The 514-nt window shown below is 79.6% G+C and carries 1 pseudogene; it reads right to left on the bottom strand.

Annotated elements, in window-relative coordinates:
- Window positions 1-514, bottom strand: a pseudogene (locus tag ACFUJR_RS22355) (cytochrome P450); the annotation flags it as partial.

Raw genomic sequence — 514 nt, 5'->3', positions numbered from 1 at the left:
TGATCCCCTCCAGCCGTCCCGACCCCCCCCCCGCTGTGAGGGAGAGCCCGGGTGGAGGGGGATGGGGGGGGTGGTCGCGGACGGCGGCCGCCGCGGCCTCCGCCGCCGCTTCGGCGAGGGCCGAGGCCTCGGCGCGGGACTCCAGAAGGGCCCGGACGGTCGCACCGGCGAGCTCCCGGGCCATCGGGACGAGGTCGACGGGATGCCCGGCCGCGAGCGGGGCGAGGCGACGGGCGAGCACGGCCCGCCACACGGGCCGCAACCGCTCCACACCGGCGGCGCCCAGGCCCCCGGCGACGGCGCGCCGGGTGTCGCGGTGGTCGCCCCCTTCCTGGTCGAACAGGGTTCCCCCGCCGGAGAGTTCGCGCGCGGCGCCCCCGGTGGTGCCCGCCGCCGCACGGTCCAGCGGGATCCGGGTGAGGGCCTCGCGGTACGGCTCCGTACCGCTCACCACCACCGCCCGCCCGAGCCGCACCACAGCCCGCCTGCGGACCGACCCGAGCAGGGCGAACAG

This window comes from Streptomyces sp. NPDC057271, from assembly GCF_042668715.1.
Taxonomy (GTDB): Bacteria; Actinomycetota; Actinomycetes; order Streptomycetales; family Streptomycetaceae; genus Streptomyces.
Note: the sequence above shows the minus strand (reverse complement) of the source record. Positions and strands in the feature narration are given on the sequence as shown.